At 56.3% G+C, this 17,201-nt stretch carries 9 protein-coding genes; 1 reads left to right on the forward strand and 8 read right to left on the reverse strand.

The features are described from left to right. Nucleotides 1–389: 389 nt before the first annotated feature. The gene (locus AC2FLJ_RS11790; RefSeq protein WP_496699662.1) at nucleotides 390–4,028 is read left to right on the forward strand and encodes a flavoprotein; all 3,639 of its coding nucleotides are present in this window, start codon (nucleotides 390–392) and stop codon (nucleotides 4,026–4,028) included. On the opposite strand, the gene AC2FLJ_RS11795 is transcribed toward AC2FLJ_RS11790, so the two are convergent. The 8 genes from AC2FLJ_RS11795 to AC2FLJ_RS11830 form a co-directional block, all read right to left on the reverse strand. Then, the gene (locus AC2FLJ_RS11795; RefSeq protein ID WP_496705936.1) at nucleotides 4,025–5,188 is read right to left on the reverse strand and encodes a hypothetical protein; all 1,164 of its coding nucleotides are present in this window, start codon (nucleotides 5,186–5,188) and stop codon (nucleotides 4,025–4,027) included. The genes AC2FLJ_RS11790 and AC2FLJ_RS11795 overlap by 4 nt on opposite strands. Before the next feature lie 16 nt (nucleotides 5,189–5,204). Beyond that, the gene (locus AC2FLJ_RS11800; protein WP_496705938.1) at nucleotides 5,205–8,468 is read right to left on the reverse strand and encodes an adenylate/guanylate cyclase domain-containing protein; all 3,264 of its coding nucleotides are present in this window, start codon (nucleotides 8,466–8,468) and stop codon (nucleotides 5,205–5,207) included. A 132-nt stretch (nucleotides 8,469–8,600) separates the two neighbouring features. Beyond that, nucleotides 8,601–10,310, reverse strand: coding sequence for an ABC transporter ATP-binding protein (locus AC2FLJ_RS11805; RefSeq protein ID WP_282120966.1), 1,710 nt, complete (start codon nucleotides 10,308–10,310; stop codon nucleotides 8,601–8,603). A 4-nt stretch (nucleotides 10,311–10,314) separates the two neighbouring features. After that, nucleotides 10,315–11,265 carry an ABC transporter permease gene (locus AC2FLJ_RS11810; RefSeq protein WP_058273051.1) on the reverse strand — a complete coding sequence of 317 codons (951 nt, stop codon included), beginning with the start codon at nucleotides 11,263–11,265 and terminating at the stop codon, nucleotides 10,315–10,317. After that, entirely contained in the window at nucleotides 11,262–12,239 is a 978-nt protein-coding gene (locus tag AC2FLJ_RS11815; protein WP_058273052.1) for an ABC transporter permease, read from the reverse strand. Before AC2FLJ_RS11815 ends, AC2FLJ_RS11810 begins: the two co-directional genes overlap by 4 nt. Before the next feature lie 173 nt (nucleotides 12,240–12,412). Next, entirely contained in the window at nucleotides 12,413–13,978 is a 1,566-nt protein-coding gene (locus tag AC2FLJ_RS11820) for an ABC transporter substrate-binding protein (RefSeq protein WP_496699666.1), read from the reverse strand. Between the two features lie 126 nt (nucleotides 13,979–14,104). After that, nucleotides 14,105–15,685, reverse strand: a complete 1,581-nt coding sequence (locus AC2FLJ_RS11825; RefSeq protein ID WP_282120968.1) for an ABC transporter substrate-binding protein — start codon at nucleotides 15,683–15,685, stop codon at nucleotides 14,105–14,107. Nucleotides 15,686–15,854: 169 nt separating this feature from the next. Next, nucleotides 15,855–16,826 (reverse strand): alpha/beta hydrolase, encoded by a 972-nt coding sequence (locus AC2FLJ_RS11830; protein ID WP_108861693.1) that lies wholly within the window; start codon nucleotides 16,824–16,826, stop codon nucleotides 15,855–15,857. Nucleotides 16,827–17,201: the final 375 nt, after the last annotated feature.

Consider the following 17,201-nt stretch of genomic DNA (forward strand, 5'->3'; position numbering starts at 1 on the left):
TATGAGGCCGCTTCTGTCCGAAACGCAGGGGCAATCTTGACGAAATCGTGGTTATGCTTGTCATATTGACAAGATTTTTGTCAATTCGTCGTACCACCGGTGCGAGCTTCCGCGCTCGGCGGCACGATGAACGACATGATCACCCTATGGCTGCAACGCAATTGGCCCAATCAACAACGCCAGTGATTTTTATATTCAGATATTATACAGTACGCTCAATTGGACCCTTTTGTTCGCGCATATCAATATGTTCAATCGGTCCGCCCAGCGCGGGAAATTACGTCAGGCCGGTTTTCTATTCCGTATGACCGATGGGTGCCTGACCCAAAAACAAGCTTCTGCGTTGGGTCTTTGACAATTTTCACGGCGAAGTTCAGGGGGGACAAGACGTGCCTAAAGATCCAATTGAAAGCTCTCAATCATTCAATCCATCCCAAGACGATCTGAACCTGATAGACGAGGTTCTGCCATCTAAGGATCTATCAGTCATTCATTCGAAATTCGAGTTCTACGAAGTATCCGAAGAGATGGTCCTGCCCTCTGAAGGTATGTTTGTGGTCCTTGGCGGCATGGTTCAGCTCCGGCAGGACAAAGCGGTTCTCGCGACCGCAGACACCGGGGACTATTTTTACGAAGAACATCTCGAAATCGAGGACATTCCCGTCAGTCTTCAGGCGCTTGCCACTCCGGGCACCCGATTGGCCTATCTGCCCAAACACCAATGGAAGGCAATCCCGGAAAAGATTAAAGATGCCTGTGAAGATACGCTGTTTGGCGATCTGGTCAGTGTGCATCTGAAGAACTATCAACAGCCGATCAATTGCTGCAGCGTGACCGCTGCAGCCCTTAGCATGTCGGCGCTTGGATTCAGCTACGAAGTCAACGACATCTTTCGCGAATGCGGCTTACCGACCTCGTTTGTCGTAAACGACGGAATATCGCTGGGCGAACTTTTCGATGTTGCCTGCACATTCATCCATACTCAGGACCTGCGCGATGTCATTCAGGTGCAGGCCTATTTCATGGATGAGGCCACGACATCCGTGGATCTGCTGCTTGAGGCAATAGACGAATCCAATCGGCTGGGTGGAAAGAACGATATTCTTGTGGCGAACTTTCAAGTCGGTGTCGCACATGGCAAGGAGAACATGCCGGGCGGCCATTTTGCCATTATCGCAAAGTGCAACCCAAGCACCGGCCTTGTGCATATGATGGACGTTCACCCGGAAAAGTACGGCAAGCTATGGGTGACAACCATTGATCGACTGTGGGCCGGGATGACCGACCGCGATGGAACATCGATGCGATCACGGGGGATGCTGCGGTTTTCGGCGCTAGACGCTGTCAAAACATACCTGCAAACCCTGAAGCAGGACTGCAATTATGTCGACAGTACGCAATACTTGGCCAAGGACCCCAAAAAGCGGCGCAACCTGTTCCGACGGGCCAGCCCGAACATGAATTCGATGGGCGTTCTTGCCGAAAGCCTGGCCATCCTTGGGGATGAACAGGTTGACGAAGACAAACTGCTGAGAGCAACGCAAACCGATTTGGCCGAAGCGCTTAGCCGTGTGTCGACAGCCCGGGAAATGCACGCGATGGCGCAGCGCTACCTCAGTCAGGAACCGGACGTGCATCTGGGCAGCACTTTCCGCAGCTACGCCAAACGTTCGGACAAAAACGTCAGTTCACCCGAAGACTGGTTCCACCACCAATTGCAAAGTCTGAACGAACACAAAGATCTTCGTCATCTGATGATCAATATCGATTTCAACAAAGTCCTGGGGTCTGAGGTCATACGCCCCCCTAAGAATGCGTTCCGTGAAACGGCCCTGTTGGAGGAGTTCTGGTGCCTGTGTATCGCTTATAAAGAGGCAACCGATATGGTGACGGTTGTGGACATGAGTCCCGCGACCTCACAGGTATGGCAGGCACCGCGCGGGCATTTGTTCCGCGGCCTTCGGGACCTCAAGGACCCGGCCTTGCTCGTGATCGAAAAACAGGACCCACCCGAAGACCCCAGCGACGTAGACCAGATCGTCAAAAACAACCCACTTGTTCTGTTTTATGCGGATGAAGACCCCTGGTCCTACATGCTGCGCAGTATCCTGGCCAATATCGGCATCACCGACATCAAGCTGATTGATGTCGAGGGGCATGGTGCAAATGTTATGAAAATGCGCCGGCAACTGATCGCCCGAACCGGTAAGGAAACCGTTCCGTATCTGTTTTTCAATGGCGTTTGTCTGGGTCGGCGAAACGACATCGTGGACAGTATCCTGAAAGGTGAATTTCAGAAGGACGTGGAAAAGGCCGGGTTGCCGGTTCTGCTGCGTCATGAATCCCCCAGCCTGGACAAGAACATCTTTGGGTACCCCAAGGGTGGGCTGACAGATGCCCCCAGCGAAAAGCGCAACGTATTGCTGTGTGCTTGCGGATCATCGGCGGCGGACAAGGTGCCGCAACTGGTGAAGAAAATCACCGATGCCGGCCACAATGTGAAACTGATCCCTTCAGTGTCCGCTGAAAGGTTCTTTCGCGATATAGAGATCGAAAAGGGCGTCGAGATTGAAAGGGGATATGAGCCCGAGAAGGTCGAGGACTATATCTCTCACAATGACTATTACCGCGACGACGACGAATGGAACTTCCGCTACACCAAGTTTGGCATGCCGCTGCGCGCCTCGCACCTTGCGTTGTGTGATTGGGCCGATTGCGTGATCGTGGCGCCCGTGACCTGCAATACAATGGGCAAGATCGCCAATGGGATTGCCGACAACCTTTTGACCTCGGTCTTTGTCGCCTGGCAGTACCGGAACAAACCGGCGATCCTTTGCCCGGCGTGTAACACCAACATGTGGAACAACGTCACAACCCAAAGGAATGTCGAAAAGCTGCGCGATCTGGGTGTTGATCTGGTCGGTCCCCGCAAAGGGCGGCTGTCGAACGGCATGATGGGGATCGGTATGATGGCCACCCCGGACCAGATCATGGAAGTTCTGGACGAAGCGTTCGAAGAACTAGCCGATCAGGAACACAACATCTGCAAATGGGCGCAAGAGGCCGCAGCTTCGGATGAGTTCGCGCAATGGCACCGTGTTTTCGACGCGATTGAAAACGGGATGGCCGGGATCGACATCGTGGATGAGCACAATGGCGATACGCTGTTGCATTACGCAGCTGGCGGCGAAGGTGAGTTGCATGAAAACGGAAAGGGCTTGGGCAAACCTGACATTGAGGCCGCGCAAGAGCTGATACGGCGCGGCATCAACGTGAATGCGACCAACGACCATGGGTTTACCAGCCTGCACGTGGCGGTGATGAACAACTCGGTTGATATGGTCAAAACACTGTTGGCCGCAGATGGCATTGACGCAAGTTCGTGCATCCACTTCCTGCAAAGCCCCAAAAACGCCGAGGACGTCAATGAAGCCAAAATCTCGAATGAAGTGCTGGCCATGCTGGATGACTGGGCCAACAGCCACACACTTGCAGAGATCGAGGAAGAGAGCGAAGACGATGTCGTAGATGACCGTGAACGTACCTATCTCTACTTCACCTATGGCTCGTTGAAGAAAGGCTTCCCGAACCATGAGGCCCACACAGACGTGCTGGATGATTTCGTTGGCAAGGCCGTGACCCGACAGCGAATGCCCCTGATCGTGCCGCATGAGCCGCATTGCGACAATCCGAATTGTGGTTACCTGCATCGGATGGCCACGCTGGTCGACCAGAAAGGCCGTGGCAAACCGATCCACGGAGAGGTGTATCGGGTGACTTCGTCCGGTATGAAAGAACTCGACAAGCTCGAAGGTTTTCACGGACCCGGATCACCCGAGAACGTCTACGTCCGTAAGCGGATCAACGTGCTGATCGAGGGCGTAATGAAACCAGCATATGCCTATGTGATCGCGCAGCCCACCAAGTATCTGGATCAGTTGGAGAAGGGCGCAGCCGGGGTGGTCGGGGAATACACGCTGGACATGGCCACAGGCACATTAAAACCCGGGTGGCAGCCAACCGCCTAGTTTTGAACCTGTATCCCGACCTCATCCTTGGGGCTGTCCTTGAGGCTGAGGTTATAGGCCGTGATGATCACCATGCACGACAGGACAAAGGGCCAGAAACAGGCCTTGGGAATCAAGTTGTCTTTATAGTGGATGAACCACAGGGACGGCACGGCCTCGGCTGCAAAGAAGTAGGTGTTTACCGACACTGCCAGCAGCAGGAAATACATCAGGAAAAAGAACGATTCCATGTAGATCACGGGCGATCCGGCAAACCCTTCGCGCAGTTGTACATGCGCCAGCAGGATCACGAAAAACAGGACCGAGCAGGTGCCGATAACACTGGACGTACTGAAATCGTGCCGTTCCACCAGATTGGGGCGTCGCGTGACCGTCATGACGGCCCCGAACAGCAGCATCGTCACAACAATCAGGGGGATCATGTGGACGATAAAAGCATTCGCAAAGTTCCGTTTGATGACGAAATTATAGTGCAGCTCAGGCAGGTTGGTCTGATATTCGTTCTTGCCGATGCCAAGGGTCGTATCCAGATCGGACAGCCGGTAGTCGAAATAGGTGTTTTCACGCTCCCACGTTCCCATGACGATCCGGTTGTCGATGCCAAAGATATCGTTCGGCCCCGTGGCCGGATAGGCCGAAAAGTCAGGGATTAGAGCCACATTTACGTCAAACTCGCCCGGCCAGAAACGGACCCAGACGGTTTTGTGGTCAAACGGATAACTGGTATAGTCAAAGACCTGGCGCAAGGTCTGTTCAAAATACCAGCCGATCAACTCGGACCCGCCCTGATCTATCCTGTAGGCTTCTTCAATCAGGCCACTCGCTGCCTCGGCAGCTTCCGGCAGGATGAACCCCACTTCGCCTTCGGCTGGTTTGATGGCGTCATGCACACCGTCTTCATAATGCTGCCAGATATAGCCGCTGACATGCACATCACTGGCACCGGTAAAACTGAAGGATTTGATAAATATGCCAGTTTTGACCTGATAGCTTGGCAAATTTGGAAGGTCTTGCAAGTAAGCGTCGACCGACGCCTGATCTGGCAGTTGCGTCGGGTCCTCGTCGAAATGGTTCAGTTCAATCCAGAGTTTGAACAGAACAACGGCCAGACCCAGAGTAACAAAACCCGAGATCAGCCAGACTTTCTTTTCTATGCTCATTCAGCCCCTCACCTGATTAGTCCAGCGGCCCGACCAGCGATTGTTTGATGCCCAGGTTCTGAAACCGCGCCTTCAATTCATCGAAACCCTCGTGTGCCGTCAAAGGAATGCCCCAACCCCCACATTCAGCCAGTGTTCGAGCCTGCAGGATCGACAGATCGACCATCGGCAAGGGCTCATCCGCTGTGAAATCGGCCAGGGCATCTGCGTACCGTGTGGCCTCGTCCCACTGCTTGCGCGCCAGCATGACGGCAGCGGCGTCCGTATAGAAATGCAGGTGGCTATGGCCAACACAGCCTTCGGCGATGATCTTCTCGCCAAGCTTTAGGTTTTCATCCTGCGCAGTTGGGTCCTCTTCGGCCATGGCCAAAGCTGACAGCGCTTTTGGTCCGACAAAATTCCGACCGTGCTCAAGGGCAATGTCGACCGCGCGGCGACCGGTTTCGCGCGCCTGTTCCAGCTGCCCGGCATAGACGTGTGTGCGGGCAAGATGTTCAAGCGCCTGCGCCTCGAGGCGTTTTGCACCAACACGGTTTGCGATCTCGGCAGACAGGGTGAAGGCGTCCAGCGCCTGATCTATTTCTCCTAAAAAGGTGTGCGCAACGCCCAAACAGGTCTGCGCAACGCATTCCGGAACAAAGGCAAAATACTTCTGTGACACCTCAATGGCTTCCTGCGCATCCAGCTTTCCTTGCGCTATTTCGCCGGTATAGCTACGCGCGACGCTCAGATTGTGCAGGTTCGCGGCCAAATCACGGACCAAACCCTTTTCCCGCGCTCGTTCGACTGCCTGCGTGTAGAACCCCGTTGCGGTCTGCATCGTGGCATTCATGAAATTGGCGTCGCCAAATCCACTGAGCGCGCCAACTTCAAGTCGTGCGGATTCAAGCTTTCTGGCCAGTGTTAGAGCCTTTTCATTGCTCTCAAGCGCCTTTGTCACCTGCCCCAGCGGGAAGTATACATTGCCGCGCACATAGTTGATCTGGGCAATGTCGCGGTCAGACCCGCAGCGTTCTGCGGCTGCCTCGGCAATATCCAGACTTTCCAGTGCTTCCTGATACAGGCTGGCCTGCCGCGCAGCCTGCGCCAGGCCGATTTGTGCACGGCAGATTTGTTCATCCGTTTCGGCCAGTTCTGCGGCCTCTTTGAATTCACGCAGGGCATCATTGGACAGGCCTTGCAACCGGTGCGTCTCACCCCGGGCGCAGAACAGATCAAAGCGAACCCCTGCGGGTGCTGGCAGTTCCAGCCCCCGTTCGATCAGCGGGCTGGCATCGTCGAACTGAAAAACCTGTATCAGCTTGTCCGCGGCTTCCAGATAAGCCTGGGCCGCATGGGTTGCACCCGCGCGATCCAGATGCTTTGCCCGCAGGGTGGCGTCACGGTCCTCAAACCAACTCGCGGCCTGACGATGCAGACGCGCGCGTTCTGATTTCACCAAAGTTGCATAAGATCCGTCGCGGATCAGCGCATGAGCAAACATCAGATCGGCCTCAGCCTCGCGGATCAGGGCGGAGCGGATCAGGGTCGAGGTATCCAGATGCCCTTCACCCAGAACAAAATTCAAAACTTCGGGCGAGAACCTCTGCCCCAGCACGGATGCCGCTTGAATCGACGTCCGACTGGTCCGGTCCAGCGAATCCAGACGGGACTGAACAATGCCCTGAATGCTGCCGGGAACGGATTCCTGTTTCAGCACATCGATATTGCGCAATAACTGCTCAAGAAACAGCGGATTGCCCCCGGCGCGTTTCACGCAGGCGTCTAACAGTTCAGGATCGATCCCGGTGAACTCTTCGACCAGTTGTCGGGCTTGTTCGTCCCCCATCGGCGCCAGTTCCAGCTTGGATATCAGGGCACCATCCGTCGCAAGTTGCCATTCGCGGTCGATCGGATCGCCTTCCACGCGGCTGGTCATTAGCAACACGCAGGGCAGATTACGTGTCATCGCCGCGATATGGGCGCAAGCTGTCAGGATCTCGGGTGAAGCCCAGTGGATATCCTCGATATGGATCAACAAAGGCGTTTCCTGGCTGCGGGCCGAAATCAGGTCGTCGATGACCTGACGCCGCCCCCGCAGACGGGTTGCATTGTCCATCACCGCATAGACCTCGGCCAGACCGGGGTCTTGTTCAAGCTCAAGCAGCGCATTCAGATGCGCGGCATTCGCCGCTGTTACCCAACCCTTGCTAATTGCATCCTTCGCGACAGATGCACAGGTTTCCGTATCATCCGTCGGCTCCAGCCCCAGAATACTGCGTGTCACGGATTGGATAGCTGAATGCCCCTCGCGCGCGCCGAAATCCATGACCACGCCATTGTGGACGGAATAGGACAGGCCGTCGGCCAGCTCAGCCACCTGTTCCGACAGGTGGGTTTTGCCGATGCCCGGCTCGCCCAGTACGATATGGACTTCACCCTTACCGTGCCGCTGGCATCGATCGAACGTTGCCGAAAACAGGGACAGCTCTCGCTCGCGGCCCACAAAGCGATGCCTGCGCGACCGGATGTTGCGCGCCATCCGGTCCAGCCGCCACAGCTCAACCGGATCACCAAGACCTTTGATCGCCTTTTCGCCCATCGATTCACCGACAAAAAGCGGCCCCAACGCACGCTGAATGTCATGTGAAACCAAAGTTTCCCCCGGCGCCGCCATGTCCGTGATGCGCGAGGCCAGGTTCACACCATCACCTGTCACAGTGTATTCCGTATGGGCCTGACTGCCTGTCGTACTGGCAATCACCTGCCCTGATGCAATCCCGATATGGCAGGTCAGCGGAGGGTTCAGGCCGGGCAGAACCGTGTGAATTTCCAGCGCGGCCCGCGCGGCCCGTTCGGTATCGTTCGTGTGCGAGATCGGCGCGCCGAACACTGCCATGACCGCATCGCCAATATGCTTGTCGATCCGGCCACCGTATTTTTCGACGACCTTGTCCACCCTGGTGAAAAACGCGTTGAGCAGCGCGTGCATGTCTTCGGCATCCAGTTCGCTGGTCAACCGGGTAAAACCGGTCAGATCGGCGAACATGACTGTCACCTGGCGCTTCGCAGGCTCCAGCGATTCCTCAGGCTGAAATGGCGGGGCGGTTTCGAACGTCTCAAGCTCGGCAATCGCGCGCAAAAGCCGCCGGCGGTCGCCGACAGCAGTGACTCCGATTTCGATCAGGTCTTCACCCGTCAAATCGGGTAAAATTCCAAAATCAATTTTGTTATCCAAAAAGGCCTGCGCGTAGTCAGATAATCCAAGTGCGCTTAGCCAGTCCCTAAGGTCCTGAGACATTTCGCCCCTCTGAAGCCCCCAACTCCAAAGACAGACGTAGCACAACAGACCCGGATGAGTCTGCAAAGTTTGAATATTTTAATGTATATGCACACCCAATTGCCCGCGTGACAGGCAATTGGGTTTTTGGAATTAGATCTCGGCCTCTAGCCCGTCCGTCGACAGATCGTCCAGTTTCGGCATTAACCGCAGCAGCTCGTTTGAATATTCGGTCTGCGGGTTGGCGAAGAGTTCGTTGGTTTCTTGAAGTTCAACCACCTTGCCCTGCTTCATCACGGCCACCCGATCACACATCTGACGCACCACCGGCAGGTCGTGGCTGATAAACAGCAGCGTCAGGCCCAGATGTTCCTGCAAATCTTTCAGGATGTTCAGGATTTGCGCCTGAATTGACACGTCCAGGGCGCTGGTCGGTTCGTCACAGATCAGGAACCGCGGCTGCGTTGCCAGCGCGCGGGCAATCGAGATCCGCTGTCGCTGACCGCCCGAGAATTCGTGCGGGTATTTCAGCCCGGCCTCATGGCCCAGCCCGACCTGATCCAAAAGCTCGTCCACGCGGCGCTTGATGTCGGACCCTTCCATCAGCTTATGATGGCGGATCGGTTCGGCCACGATATCGTCGACCCGCATCCGGGGGTTCAGCGACGAATAAGGGTCCTGGAAGATCATCTGGATGTTCTTGCGATAGGCATCCAAAGCGGCCCTGTTGGTCAGATCACTGACCACCTGCCCCTCAAAGGTGATCGTACCGCCATCAACCGGGTACAGCCCCGCGATCATCCGCGCGATGGTAGACTTGCCAGAGCCGGATTCACCCACGACCCCGAACACCTCACCCGCACGAATGTCGAAGCTTACGTCGTCAACGGCGGTGAAATAAGTGCGGTCCCACGGCAGCAGGCCTTTGCGCTGCAGGAACTTCTTGGTCAGATTGCGAATTTCGAACACCGGTTTGCTGGTGTCGTTGTCCACCTTGGGCCAGTGTCGGGCCATATCCTCGATGGCAAAACGGGTCTCACGCCCACCATAACTGATCTGCGGAAAGCGGTGCAGCTTCAGAGTCGGGCGCGGAACGGCGGCGATCAGTGACTTGGTGTATTCGTGCGTGGGCTGACCCATGACCTGAGACGTCGGGCCGGTTTCCACCACCTTGCCCGCATACATGACCGTCACCTTGTCCGTGGTATCCGCGATCACGCCCATGTCGTGAGTGATCAGGATAACGCCAACCTGCCGTTCCAGCGCCAGCTCTTTGATCAGGTCCAGAATCTGCGCCTGAACGGACACGTCCAGCGCCGTGGTCGGTTCATCCGCGATAATCACGTCCGGCTCGGTGCACAGCGCAAGAGCGATGACCACACGCTGCCGCATCCCGCCCGAGAACTGGTGCGGATATTGGTCCAACCGAGTGTCCGGGTCAGGAATGCCCACCCGGTCGATCAGATCACGGGCACGCTGGTTCGCCTCGGCATCCGTTCCGCCCAGATGGGCCTGGATCGTCTCGGTCAGCTGTTCGCGCACGGTGAACAGCGGATTCAGCGAGGTCAGAGGATCCTGGAAGATCATCGAAATCTTCTTGCCGCGCAGGCCACGCATCGCGACGGCATCCAGGCCGCTGATCTGGTCACCGCTCAGTTTGATGGTGCCGCTGGCAATCCGGCCGGGGCGATCCAGCAGACCCATGATGGCCGCTCCGATTGTGGATTTGCCCGCACCGGATTCGCCTACCAGACCGTGGATCTCGCCCGGTTCAACGGACAGGTCCACGTGGTCCACGGCGGTAAACAGTTGGCGGCGCGTCGGGAATTCGACCGTCAGGTCGTTGATCGTCAGAAGGCTCATGAAATCACCGCAGCTTGGGGTTCAGCGCGTCGCGCAGCCAGTCGCCCAGCAGGTTGACAGACAAGGCCAGCGCCAGAAGGGTGCAGGCCGGGAAGAAGAGGATCCACCACTCACCCGAGAACAGGAAGCCCTGCCCGATACGGATCAGTGTTCCCAGCGACGGCTGGGTCGGCGGTGCACCCACGCCCAGAAAGCTGAGCGTTGCCTCGGCAATAATCGCCAGCGCCAGCGAGATCGTGGCAATAACCAGAACCGGGCTGAGGACATTGGGCAGAATATGGCGGAACATGATCGGAATTGGCCCGCGCCCGATCAGACGGGCGGCCTGTACGTATTCCTTGTTCTTTTCCACCAGCGCAGCGCCGCGTACGACCCGCGCAAATTGCACCCAATCAGACAGGGCAATTGCGATGATCAGAACATAAATCGCCATTTCGTTGCGGTATTCGGGAGGCGTGACGCCCTTGGCGATACCAAAGATGAGCATCGCGACCAGAATGGCCGGGAAGGTCAGCTGCACATCGGCAATCCGCATGATGAGCGTTTCGACCCAACCGCCAAAATACGCCGCAACCAGCCCAAGGATGACACCTATGATCAGCGCCAGCATCACCGCTGACACGCCGACAAACAATGAGATGCGCATGCCATATAGAATGGTCGAGAATACGTCGCGTCCCTGATCGTCGGTCCCCAAAAAGAAGGTTTCCTGCGTAAAGGCATTGGGCGTGCCCGGCGGCGTAAAGCCGTTCATCAGGTTCAGCGATGCCGGATCAAACGGATTATAAGGTGCGATGACCGGGGCAAAAACGGCGGCCAGCAAAAGGATCAGCACCACCAGTGAGGCGATCAAGGCAACCGGAGAATGCCGGAAGGACCACGCAAAATCGCTGTCCCAGAACTTGGCAAATCGCGATTTGGTGGGGGCGGTCGGGGTTTCGATGGTATCGGTCATGTGGCCCTCGCGTCGACACGCAGGCGCGGGTCAATGGCATAATAAAGAAGATCGACGATCAGGTTGATCGAAACGAACATGACCGAAATCAACATCAGATAAGCGGCCATGACAGGGATATCGACAAACTGGATCGCGTTGATGAACAGCAGGCCAACGCCAGGCCACTGGAACACCGTCTCGGTGATGATGGCGAACGCGATGATCGAGCCCAGCTGCAGACCGGTGATCGTGATCACGGGAACCATAGTGTTCTTTAGCGCGTGGCGGAAGTTGATCACCCGGTCCGACAAACCGCGAGCGCGTGCAAACCGGACATAATCGGCGCGCAACACCTCAAGCATTTCCGACCGGACCAGGCGCATGATCAGGGTCATCTGATACAGACCCAGCGTAATCGCGGGTAGGATCAGCGCCTTGAGGCCAGAAGTCGTCAAGAAGCCGGTGGACCAGTTGCCAATCATAACGGTCTCGCCCCTCCCGAAGCTGGGTAAGAGGTCTAATTCAACCGAGAAAATGTAGATCAATAAGATCCCGATCAGGAAGGTCGGCAGGGACACCCCGATCAGGGAAACGGTCATGATGACATTCGCAGCAATCCCTTGTCGTCGAATGGCTGTGAACACCCCCAGCGCAATCCCCATGGTGATTGCCAGAAAGCCGGAAACAAAAGCCAGTTCCAGTGTGGCCGGCGCGCGCTCGGCTATGATGGTCGAGACAGGACGTCCCTGACGATAGGACACACCGAAATTGCCTTGAACGGCATTTTTCAGGAACTTGTAGTACTGAACCGGAAACGGCTGATCCAGCCCCAGTTCAGCCCGCAGCCGGTCGATATCGGCTTGCGTACGCTCCTGACCCAGCATGTTGTCGATCGGATCGCCGACAAACCGGAACATAGAAAATGCAACCAGACCCACGACCAGCAGTACGATCACGGATTGGAGCATCCTTCGGACGATATATGCGAACATTCACTTTCCCCATTGATCCGCTTCTCTATGCACGGGTCGGCTAAATGGTCAAGGTATCGCTAACGGGATGGTATCAGAGCGATCCTTATTTCCTGCGTCATCGGTTTTATGCAGGGTACGATGCGGATTGGCGGTGCCGAACCGGCCCTCGCCAATCCAATGCTAAAACGTCTTCAGTTCACGGTCACCCAGCGCAGCAAAAAGAAGTTGTCGGGGCGCTGTGTCAGCTCGACATTACTGCGCGTGCCCCAGACCAGTGGCTGCACATACATGGGCACATAGACCTGTTCGTCCTGAATGATCTTAGCCACTTCGTCCAGCATGGCCTGACGCTTAGTCTCATCCAGCTCGGATTGGATGGCAGGCAGCAGTTCATCCACGCGTGCGTTCGAGAAGCCGCCGAAATTCCAGCTGCCCAGCTTTTTCTCTTCGTTTGGCGTCGCGACTAGGAACCGGACTGGGTGTTCCGCGTCAAACGTTCCGGGGCTCCAACCCAGCAGATACATGTCATAGTTATCCTCGCGCAGTTCGGGCCAGTAGTTGCGCACGGGCATCGCTTCCAGCTCGGCCGTGATCCCGATCTTGGCCAGCATGCTGACTACGGCTTGACACACCGCTTCGTCGTTCAGATAGCGGTCATTGGGGCATTTCAGTCCAAATGAGAATCCATCCGCGTATCCTGCCTCGGCCAGCAGAGCCTTGGCACCCTCAACGTCAAATGCGGGACGTTCGGCATGGGCCGCAGAATAGCCGCTCATGGCTGGGCTCACCAATTGCGAGGCCGCTTCGGCATTGCCGCGCATGATGGTGGCCAGAATGGCATCGACATTCACGGCCTGTGCCACCGCCTTGCGCACGCGTGGATCGCGGAACGGGTTGGGCTTGCCTTCATCGTCTGTGTATTTCAGCGTCTCGGCTTCATGATCAAAGCCCAGCATGATTACGCGGGCCTCGATCCCCTTGATGACTTCGACATCACTGTCTTCTTGCAGGCGCGCGACGTCCTGGATTGGCACCGGGTTGATCATATCCACATCACCCGACAACAGCGCGGCAACGGCGGTTGCGGGGTTCTGGATCGGGTTAAATTCGGCGCGGGTGATGTTGTGTTCAACGTCCCCCCACCAACCTTCGTGGGGTTCCAGTACTGTTTTCAGACCCGGCTCACGCTCGGTGACCTTGAATGCCCCGGTGCCATTGGCGTTGATGGTCGCAAAATTTCCGGCCTCTTTGTCCGGAACGGCGGCATCATTGGCTTCGGTCCAGCCCTGATCCATGATCATCCAGTTGGCAATCGAGGATGGAAACAACGGGTTCGGCGCGGTCGTCATGAAGTCTACGGTATAATCGTCAACGACGATGACTTCACTGATGGGCGCAAACCAGCTACGCGTATCCGCGGCCTCGCCCGAGGCGCGTTGATAGCTGAACAAAACGTCCTGCGCGTCAAAGGTACTGCCGTCGTGAAAGGTCACGCCCTCACGCAGCTTGAAGCGCCAGCCGTCGCCCTCTCCAATCGGTTCCCAGCTGACGGCCAGGGCAGGCTGAACGCTCATGTCCTTGTCGCGGCGGACCAGTCCTTCGTAGACGTTGTTAAGAAATCCCAGAACCGGAGCCGAATTGACCGCGTGCGGGTCCATGGTTTGCGGGTCCGTGGTGGAGGCCCATTTGAAATCTGCGGCCTGAACACTGGTGGCAGCCAGCATCGCAATGCCAATGGCGCTGTTCCTGAGGATCATTGTTATGTCTCCCTGTTTCTGTGGTCGAGTTTTCTTGGTTTTTGCCGCATGCGCAAGGAAATCTCAGATCACAACAAAAAACAGGGCGCGAAAATCGCGCCCTGTCTGATCGTCAATGGTTTTGACTTATTTAATGGTGAAGTATTTGACCTTGGGCTGGTCTTCGGCATCCACTTCGATGCCGACACCGTCAGCCATGCCCCAGTTCAGAACCTGGTGATGAATGGGGATGTAAAGCGCTTCGTCTTGCACCACACGCCAGATGTCGGCGATGTCGGCATTCCGGGCGTCCAGGTCAGTGTTCGAAGCGAGCGACTTGATCTTCGTGTCCAGCGCGTCGTCCTGATAGCCGGTTCCGTTCCATGTGCCGATGTCGTCTTCGCGACCGTGGACAAGGAAGTTGAAAATGTATTCCGAGTCATATGTCGGAACACCCCAACCCAGCATGTAGAAGTCAGTCTTGCCGTCGGTGATCAGCGGGAAGTGCTGCGCCTTGGGCTTTGCGTCCAGATTCACGGTCACGCCGATCTGGCCCAACATCCCAACGGCCGCCTGACAGATCCCTTCATCGTTGATGTATCGATCATTCGGGCAGTCCAACCGGAGCGAGAAGCCATCGGCATAACCTGCCTCTGCCATCAGTTCCTTGGCTTTTTCCAGATTAGTGGCGGATTCGCCGTCCATCGCTTCGGTCCAGCCGTTCACGAAAGGCGGTGCGATCATGCCCGCAGGCTGCGACTGGCCGCGCATAACGACCTGCTTGATCGCATCACGGTTGATCGCCATCGACATCGCCTGACGCACACGCACATCGGCCAGAGGATTCTTGCCGTCTACGTTGTCTGCTTCGATATCGTCCGCACCCTGGTTCATGCCAAAGAAGATCACACGGTTCTGTGGTGCTTGCTTGACCATCAGGCCATCGGCGCCATTGACGCGGTCAATGTCTTGAACCGGCATATCCTGCAGGAAGTTCACCTCACCCGACAGCATCGCCGCCACGCGGGTCGCAGCGTTCTGGATTGGGGTATAGACGATTTCGGTCACTTCCATGGGGAACTGGTCGATGCCCCAATAGTTGTCGTTGCGCACCATCACGGTTTTGACGTCAGGCTCGCGGCTTTGAAGGACATAAGGCCCCGTACCGTTGGCGTTGGTGGTGGCAAAGGTGATCTCGCCACCCTCGAAATCCTGCACATTGACAGTGTTGTTTGCCTCGGCCCAGCCTTTGTCCAGAATGAACAGGTTGGTCAGGTTCGACGGCAGGATCGGGTTCGGACCATCGGTGACGATCTCGACGGTGTAATCGTCCACCGCGCGCACTTCGGTGATCGAGCCGATCAGCTCTTTCATGTCCGAATTCGGCTGCTTGGCCCGCTCAAAGCTGAACACCACGTCTTCGGCGTTGAAGTCCGCGCCATCATGGAATTTCACGCCTTCGCGCAGTTTGAAGACCCAAACATTCGGGTCATCCGCCTTGGGCCCCCACTCGGTCGCCAGCGCAGGTTCAAACGCGCCTGTTACGTCGCGAATGATCAGCGGCTCGTACATCTGGTGCCGTATTGTGTGTGACGGGCCTTCGTTTTGCGAGTGCGGATCCAGCGTCAGCGCGTCACCAGCACGTGCCCATCGCAGCGTTTCCGCCGATGCGGCACCCGCCATCAATGCGGTCGCACTGGCAGCGATCATCAAGTTCTTCAGGATCATTATAATCTCCCCGTTTTTTCGTTAGTACCGTTCCGTGGAACGGCAGACCGGTTTTGTCGGTCTTGGTAGTGCTGATCATCCAGATCATTCTGAAGGTTGCAACACCAGATTGTGAACTATTTGGATTTCCGATCAAATTTGAAAAGCCGACATATCGCGAACACCCGATTCAGCGCAGAATGACCGAGCGCTGATGCGGATCATCCGGGAAAACGCGCCCGGATTGGACGCATTGAAAAATATGCCGGAACACCAGGCCTGCCTCGCCGCCCGGCGAAACCGGACCAAAATACTTGTGGCCGGTGGGGGTGTCATAGGCCGTATTGATATCGTCACAGTCGACCTGAAATATGTTATGCGGCGTTCGATCGATATTCTCTGGCCCCGTATGACCCAAACGGCGAGACGCCACTTTGTTCTTGAGGTTTGCTGCCTTGCTGGCCCGCAGCGCGAGATCGTCGGATGCGAAATAAACAACCACATTCCGCGACGCATGGCTGACCAGCACACCGGGCTCATGTTCATGCACGGTTTCATTGACGACATCTGCGGCAACCATGAACGTGTTGCGAAACAACAGCGGCACGCCCGACGCCAGATCATACCGATCCCATTCCATCAACGTCTGGCGCAAAACCCGATTGCCCATCGAATGCGCCAGCAGGTTGATCCGTTTCAGGCAGGGGGCAGATTCGGGCTCGTTATCCTCACTGTTGCGCCATTCCAGGAAACGCTCCAGCACCCGCGCAAAGGAAAAGCCGCTTTGGTCCGCGGATTTCTGGTCATCCCAGTATTTCTGAACGATCCCCTGCTTGGCGTCGCTGGGCCAGATCAGAGGCAACACCATCACTTCACCGGGTTTGGCCTGATCGCACAGACGCTGAAGCTCGGCCGTTGTTTGAAACACATCGTCGGGCAGGTTGTTGAACCCGTGCAAGTATAACAGGATCTGACGGCAATCGCTGTCGCGCACCCGCCGCAAGAGCTCTTTGCTGGTAATTTCGGTGTGGTGTTCATCCTCGCCTTTTTCACAATAGAACACCGAATTCGAAGGTGCGTTGTTGTCCAGATCAAAAGTGAAGCGACGTCCTTTACGGGTGCGAATACTTTGGGTTGGAAATCTGTTCGTTATAAAAAGCATGAAAGCCCCTCCTGTTCAGGATGGAACCAACCTAACAAGTCGACCGCATAGGCGACACAGAAATCCCGGAACTCTGACCGTATCTATGGTCGTATTTACACAAAGGGTTTCACATTGGGTCGGTCATGGACGCCCTGAACGAAACTGGGGCGGCTCCGCCCGTGCTTTAGCCTCATAGCTCGCGGTCATCATCAGGCATCAAGAGCCGACCGAGGGGCTCTGCGACAGGGTTTAACCATTCCAGAGGCGGCCTTACGGCCAAGATCCGACTCCGGTTGGGTCCTGTGCCGAAGCGACCTAATTCACTGCAGCGTTGATTGGTGTTGTTATGAGTGATGGAGTGATTTGGCTGATTGTTCTGCCCCATTTTGTGAC

The organism is Ruegeria sp. CDSA034 (assembly GCF_059612275.1).